Origin of the sequence: Aneurinibacillus tyrosinisolvens (assembly GCF_001015055.1) — a bacterium.
Lineage (GTDB): Bacteria > Bacillota > Bacilli > Aneurinibacillales > Aneurinibacillaceae > Aneurinibacillus_A > Aneurinibacillus_A tyrosinisolvens.
The window spans coordinates 1-5958 of sequence record NZ_BBWZ01000089.1 but is presented as its reverse complement, the minus strand read 5'-3'; the positions used below and the strand labels follow the sequence as shown (position 1 = coordinate 5958).

Sequence of the window (5958 nt, the reverse complement as noted above, 5' to 3'; positions counted from 1 at the left end):
TTGCACTTTCGGCAAACTTATGGTTTAAAAATATACTTTCGGCAAGGATATGGTTTAATTTAAAATGTAATAAATTACCACAAATCTGATTATTTAAGCATCATTTTCCCTTTATAATGTCGCTAGGAGAAACTAATTTCAACTTTATAAGGGGATGTAGGTAGTATGAAAAAGGAAAAATCTTCTCAAACAAAAATGAAATTTAAAATACCGGCAATGGCGGTATTAACCACATCGGTTTTACTCTCAAACTTTACGGCTGCTATTCTGGCATTTGCAGCAGAGACAGGCACAATCGTTGTTTCGGGTGAACATACCGAGCTATCTCATATCACAGCGATAGTAGCGAAGGCTGAACAAATGCGAAATATGGATGATCTAATTCATGCCAGACAGGACGTTAATGAGATGTTGGAAAGTCCTCAGAAAGTAACTTTTCAAAACCGCCTTCGTTCAGTAGAAAGACTACTACTTAACGGAGTTCCATTGGATGACGCTAAATTTTATGTTTCTCTTGTTGAACAATGCTTGTGTATAGATGTATTTAAAGTTGCTCAAGCGTATGTGAGCGAGTTGAAAGACGGACCGGATAAGGAGGCATTGGGCGTTCGCCTTGAGGCTGTGCAATATAAAGTCGAACACAAAAGCGAGGATACAGCCCTGGCGAGTGCAGCCGCAACGGTAGATCAAGCGGAAAAGGTAGGCAATGAGGAAATCGTAAATTATGCGAAATATCTTGTTCAATCCTTACCTAATGGTGACATTAAAACCAATTTATTAAATCGCTTGGAGGCTCTTCAAAGCCGCTTAAATGCTACCTTAGCAATTGCCCAATCAGCAGTTAGTAAAGCAGAAAGCACTCATTTAAAAGAAGATTTTACGACAGCTGATACATTGGTAAAAGCATTGCCGGGTTCATCGGACAAACAATTACTGTTAGACCGCTTATCATTTCTCCAATTACAGCTCGTTGATTCCAATATAGGTGATAGCGCAACAGACAGCCCGGAGTCCATAACACAAGCAACGCAAGCTGTTTCTTATGCTGAAAGCGTGAGGACGACAGCTGCATATAACGCTGCACTTAATCTGGTTAACTAATTGTCATTAGGTACGACAAAAACAGCACTCTTAGATCGTTTAGATGCTATAAATTTTGTGTCAGATACAGAAACGAAATCGGAATATATGTTAGCAGAAGAAGCGGTAAAGACTGCCGAATACGTTCGTACGCAGGCCAATTACGATAAAGCGAAGAGCCTGGTAGACAAACTTGTAACGGGATCGGATAAGGATATTCTTATTAAACGCCTGTCTGTGGTGAAGGCTTATTTAGATAAAATCAGCCCAGGACAAACCGTGCCACAGATCCCAGGACAAACTGGAACACAGACGCCAGGACAAACAGGGCTACAAAACATTGAAGATGCGCTTAAAAATGCAGAGGATAAAGTGAAATTAGCGGAATCCACTCGTTCGTTAGCTAACTATGATACCGCTAAGTCTGCCGTGGATGCTCTTCCATCTAATTCTGCAAAAGTTATATTTCTTCATCGATTAGCGGTAGTCAAGGCTTATTTAGATGAACAATCAGAGACGAGCAAATATAATGAAGCAATTAATAGCGCAATCGATAAAGTAGGAAGAGCTGAATCAAGTCGCACAAAAGAAACATATGACTTAGCGAAATACTTCGTGGATGCTTTACCTTCAAGTGCTGAAAAATCCACCCTGCTCAATCGTCTGAGTGTGGTAGAGGATTATCTTGCAGAGAAAGAAAAAGTAGATAAAGATGCCGGTGTTATTTCTTCTGCAACGGTTTCCGTATCTAAAGCGGAATTGAATCGTACACAAGCGAACTATGATGCTGCTAAAAAGCTTGTAGATGCTTTGCCAGAAAGTGATTCTAAAAGAACATTACTCAATCGCTTAGCAACCATTCAAAAGTATCTGGACGGCAAAAACAGCACAATAACACCTAACGCATCTACAACTTCTCCAACAGGTACAGCGACCATAAACCCACCAGTTAATCCAAACATGGTAATTAAGGTGACGAACGGCGTTGTAAAGTCTCAAGTTCAGGAAGCAGCTGAAAAGCAAATCTTAGCTACTTTGCAAAAGCATTGGGTTAAAACGGAAATGCAAAATCTAATGGAACGGAATATCTTTATTTGGGATAATGCCCAAACCTTTAAGCCGAATGAAAAGGTAACACAGGAAGAATTTGTTGCTTTACTTGCCCGCGCTTATGAAACCAATATGGCATCGGTAAATCTGGGTGTTCTAAAAGGGAAATATGCATCTGAAATTCGAGTGGGGCTTGATAAGGGCTTTATCAAGGGTACAGAGTCCTTGAAAAAACCTATCACACGTGAAGAAGCGGTAAGAATGCTTGTGCGTGCGCTCAGAACAAAAGCGAATATTGTTACGCCGTCGACCAACCTGGTTCAAAATTACAAGGATGGAAGTAAAATAGGTGTCATGGCGCGATCTGATTTTAACTATGCCTTGCACACAAAACTGATTTACGGTGATACAAAACGAAATCTTAACGCTCAAGGTTCAGTGACCAAAGCAGAAGCGATCGCTTTTGTGAGCCGTTTGTTAGATAAGATACCTATTCAAAAATAAGAAACATAGTAGGGCCTGCGGGAAGCAATCCCTCGCAGGCTTCTTTTTTAAAGAGAGGTGGAATCATCATTGGCAACTGTAAGAGAAGCAGATAGCCCATTAATTTTAGAATCAGCTAAAGCCGAAGTGTCACGCAAATGGCGTGAGTTTACCCCATTTATATTCTATGGAGTGGCGGTTATCTACTTTTTGGTTATGCGCTCATTCGAAGGGATAGCTGCCCTCATTTTTCTGTTTGGAATGTTGTTTCAGAATAAGTTATGGGTACAAAAAAGAAAAAGGGAACAACTTCAAAGTGTAGCAATAAAGGAGTCCGAAAGCGCGTCGATCCTGCGGGATTTGCCGGATGACTGTTTTTTGATTAATGATGCAGTGATACCTTTAAAAAACGGACAGAAAACGAAAATAGATCATATCGTCCTCACTAGGGCAGGGATATTTGTTATCGAATCGAACAATGCGGTCGGTCAAATTGAAGGAAGTTGCGATTCAGTAATCCAGCAATGGCGCCAGGTTATCCAAACGAGCACCAAAGAAGTGAAGAGGCCGTTTAACAATCCAATTGCTCATATAACAACGAGTGCAAATCGCTTACAGGACTATTTAGTTCAGAAAGGAATTAAAAATGTACCTGCCATTCACTCCATCGTTATGTTTACTAATAAAAGCATTGATTTAAAGATAACAAAAAGAGGGAGTGTCCCAGTAGCGATTCGGGAAGAAGTTAATTTTCATATTCGCAAAATGCCAGCTATGTATTCGGATGAACAATTAAATAAAGTGTTACCTTTACTTTGGGATATGCCGGAACGAAAAATTGTAAAAAAAGAGGAGTATGTTCCTTTAGTCGATTCGGTAACACTGTTCGGTGCATATGTCTATGCAGCCACTTTGTTCTGCCTTATTACTCTGCTTGTCCATTTTAATGTCGCAAATGCCGGTTACATGGATTGGGGAGATATTTTCAATCAAACCTCCGCTTCTTTTCTCTTTTCTGCAAATATAGCGGTATTGAGTTACGCGGTAAAATTGTTTCTGACCTATAAGGGCAAATTGTAGTTTGATATTGTTAACTCAAAAAAGAAGGCAGGTACGGTTACTTGCCCTTAATTCATGACGAATTTAATCAAGGAGCCACACAAGGCATAATTAAAGGCTTACTGTATATATAAATTATGGAAAGTATTACATAAAGTAAAAAATGCGCCAGTAGAAATACAACAGGAATGGATTAGACGTTTAAAATGGACGATAGAAACCGATATTTTTAATTTCACCGTACTTCACTAACGGGAATCGGTAGTTGGATAAGACATGGATTTAACTATCTATATTCTATAATCTGACTAAGGATATTAATTTTGTGTTGTATTTGTTGTAGCTGTTTTGCTTGGCGTTTAGCCTGTTGTTGTGCTTTTAATTGCTCAACCGTAACCCCTTTCTTTTGGGCAATTTTTTCAAGTTTAGCCTCACGTTTTGCTTTGATTGCAGTGTGAATCGCTTGTTTGATTTGTTGAGGAGTTTTACCTGTAGTATCAATGTGTAGTTTAGCCGCTAGTTTATTCAAGCGTTCTGCCCGCTTTTGTTTTTTTGCCTGATGCTTTTCCTTTACTTGTTTATGAATGGCTTGTTTAATTTGTTTAGCAGTTGTCATGTTAGACGTATCAACTTTCAGTTTGGAAGCTTTGTCTTAGAGTTTATCTAGATGTTGTGCTTTTTGTTGAGTAGTCACTTGGTTATCTGCCACAGTAAATGGATTTGACGCAAATACTGGACTAATTGACGCAAGAGCAAATACCGCACCTAATGAGGCTCCAATTACATTCTTTTTTATGTTCTTCATGTTTGTTCCTCCTTATTATTTTCAATATAGCTTGAAGCATTTATTAGGATACACTTGAAATGTTTCAGAAATATGTTAGTAGAAAATTACTTGAAGTTGGATATTATCTTAGATAGGACAACAAATTTTATTTGTTAAGTTGAAGGGAACCTATATAGATGGTGATACAAATGGCATAGAAATGATAATTTTTAATATAATTGTAACGTGATTGTAATCTGGGAATTGTACAATAAAGACAAGTTAATTGACCCCCTTTTTATATAGGATTGACGCAGACATATGTCTGCGTATTTTTTTGTGTTGATATTCTAACAAGGAAGGGTCCTTCACCGGGGCGAAGAAATCCGGTAAGAAAGGGAAGTTCGCTCTGGCGAATGGTGGGACTATTTTTCTGGATGAAATTAGCGAAATGCCGCTGATGATGCAGGTAAAGCTCCTTCGTGTGCTGCAGGAAAAGGAGGTTGAGCCGATCGGGGCAGAAACTTCGGAACCGGTCGATGTAAGAATCATTGCCGCGACAAACAAAGATTTCCTTGAACTCGTTGAGCAGGGAAAATTCCGCCATGATCTTTATTACAGGCTGAACGTTGTAACACTCGATATTCCTGCTCTTCACGAGCGAGGCGATGACCTTTCCCTGCTTATCTCCTTTTTTCTTGAAAAACTCCAAAAGGAAACAGGAATCCAGGTAAAAGGCGTCACCAGAGAAGCGGAGGAAATTCTCCAGGTGTACCGCTGGCCCGGCAATATTCGTGAACTGCGCAACGTCCTGGAAAGAGTCCTCTATGTGAAAACGGAGGATATGATTAGCAAAGAGAATCTTCCTCCTGCCGTTATCGAATCAGTAAGGCGTGAAGGGGACCATTCTTCTGCTTCCACATTAAAGCAGGCAGTGGAGCGGGCGGAGGAAAAGGCGATACGAGAGGAAAAAGGGGACAGGCTGGCGGCGGCGCGCAGGCTGGGCATCAGCAAATCAACTTTATATGCCAAAATGGTTCGTTATTCCATTGATGACTAACAGCGGCGGATAGGCTGCTGTTTTTTGTTGAAAGTAACCTCCAGTGGACATTAAAAAAGATGACCTGAGTTAAAAGAAAAGCTAGTACTTTCCTGTCAACCCTCGATATACCACATTTCCCATTCTTTCTATTCTTACAATTTTGTATTTCTGTATGTAAAATGTAAAAGGCACGAAGCTAGATGTTTCGCCATAAAAACATTTACAGAAAGAATGAGGGGATTTTTTACATCATGTCAGTCAACAAACGTCTTTATTTTTCTTTTTTAGTTACGCTTATTATTACAACATTGTTATTTTCGGTTTTATTCCCATATGGCAATGTGTATGCAAGTGAGGAGAACCCGGGCGAAGGGATGGAAAATCCCATGGAAAAAAAGGGTCCAGCTCTACCTATTCCGTTTCCAAAGAAAGGGAATGCTCCTAAAGAGATTAAGGGTAAAAGAGATGCAAAACAAAG

Annotated in this window: 7 protein-coding genes and 1 pseudogene; 6 read left to right on the top strand and 2 right to left on the bottom strand. The window is 39.7% G+C overall.

Translation table 11 applies throughout. The annotated features are described in order from the left end of the window. Positions 1 to 165 precede the first annotated feature (165 nt). The 3 genes from MBEAL2_RS28180 to MBEAL2_RS28170 all read left to right on the top strand — a co-directional run bounded on the left by MBEAL2_RS28180 (position 166) and on the right by MBEAL2_RS28170 (position 3693). Positions 166 to 1101 carry a hypothetical protein gene (locus tag MBEAL2_RS28180; RefSeq protein WP_047155506.1) on the top strand — a complete coding sequence of 312 codons (936 nt, stop codon included), beginning with the start codon at positions 166 to 168 and terminating at the stop codon, positions 1099 to 1101. Continuing rightward, positions 1102 to 2634, top strand: coding sequence for an S-layer homology domain-containing protein (locus tag MBEAL2_RS28175; protein ID WP_152667966.1), 1533 nt, complete (start codon positions 1102 to 1104; stop codon positions 2632 to 2634). 69 nt (positions 2635 to 2703) lie between these two features. Next, complete coding sequence (locus MBEAL2_RS28170; protein ID WP_047155504.1) at positions 2704 to 3693, top strand: nuclease-related domain-containing protein; 990 nt, start codon at positions 2704 to 2706, stop codon at positions 3691 to 3693. Between the two features lie 265 nt (positions 3694 to 3958). Here the strand turns inward: MBEAL2_RS28170 and MBEAL2_RS28165 are convergent, their stop codons facing one another. Together MBEAL2_RS28165 and MBEAL2_RS32150 are read right to left on the bottom strand one after the other, a co-directional pair. Further along, positions 3959 to 4288 (bottom strand): hypothetical protein, encoded by a 330-nt coding sequence (locus MBEAL2_RS28165; RefSeq protein ID WP_047155503.1) that lies wholly within the window; start codon positions 4286 to 4288, stop codon positions 3959 to 3961. A gap of 36 nt (positions 4289 to 4324) precedes the next feature. Further along, positions 4325 to 4477 (bottom strand): hypothetical protein, encoded by a 153-nt coding sequence (locus tag MBEAL2_RS32150; protein WP_161798320.1) that lies wholly within the window; start codon positions 4475 to 4477, stop codon positions 4325 to 4327. A 325-nt stretch (positions 4478 to 4802) separates the two neighbouring features. On the opposite strand from MBEAL2_RS32150, the pseudogene MBEAL2_RS34500 reads away from it, so the two are divergent. The 3 genes and pseudogenes from MBEAL2_RS34500 to MBEAL2_RS28155 form a co-directional block, all read left to right on the top strand. Further along, a pseudogene (locus MBEAL2_RS34500) lies at positions 4803 to 5333 on the top strand (sigma 54-interacting transcriptional regulator); the annotation flags it as partial. A gap of 39 nt (positions 5334 to 5372) precedes the next feature. Beyond that, entirely contained in the window at positions 5373 to 5498 is a 126-nt protein-coding gene (locus tag MBEAL2_RS34495) for a helix-turn-helix domain-containing protein (protein WP_500778853.1), read from the top strand. A 233-nt stretch (positions 5499 to 5731) separates the two neighbouring features. Then, on the top strand, positions 5732 to 5958 hold a 227-nt coding region (locus MBEAL2_RS28155), incomplete at its 3' end, for a hypothetical protein (RefSeq protein ID WP_152667965.1).